We start from the raw sequence: 563 nt of genomic DNA on the forward strand, positions 1-563 counted from the left end.
GTCGTCGCGCCCGCCCGCGGCCTGGTGCCGGTCCCCGACGGCATCGACGACGAGGCCGCGAGCCAGCTGGTGTCGATGCCCTTCAGCGCGATCGCGCTGCTGGACTCGCTCGACCTGTCCGAGGGCGACTGGCTCGTCCAGAACGCCGCGAACGGCGCGGTCGGACGCCTCGTGGCGCAGCTCGCCGCCGCCCGCGGTGTCCACGTGCTCGGCCTCGTCCGGCGCGCCGACGGCGTCGAGGAGCTGCGCGCCCACGGCATCGGCGACGTCGTCGCGACCGACGACGACGGCTGGCGCGACCGGGTGGCCGCGATCGTCGGTGACGCCCCGGTCGTCGCCGGCGTCGACTCCGTCGGAGGCGCCGCGGCCGGTGACGTCGTGTCGCTGCTGGCCGAGGGCGGCGTGCTGGTCGTCTTCGGAGCGATGGACTCCCCGACGCTGGAGATCTCGTCGGGCGACGTGATCTTCAAGCAGGTGACCGTGAAGGGCTTCTGGGGCAGCAAGGTCTTCCCCGCGATGGACGCTGCCAAGCGCGCCGCCCTGATGGGCGAGCTCGTCACCGG

At 74.1% G+C, this 563-nt stretch carries 1 protein-coding gene; it reads left to right on the forward strand.

Annotated elements, in window-relative coordinates; genetic code table 11:
* Positions 1-563 (forward strand): zinc-binding dehydrogenase (locus tag FB586_RS18795; RefSeq protein WP_168800626.1); only part of this gene is annotated, 563 nt, incomplete at both ends.

This window comes from Cellulomonas telluris, from assembly GCF_004886325.1.
Classification (GTDB): domain Bacteria; phylum Actinomycetota; class Actinomycetes; order Actinomycetales; family Cellulomonadaceae; genus Cellulomonas; species Cellulomonas telluris.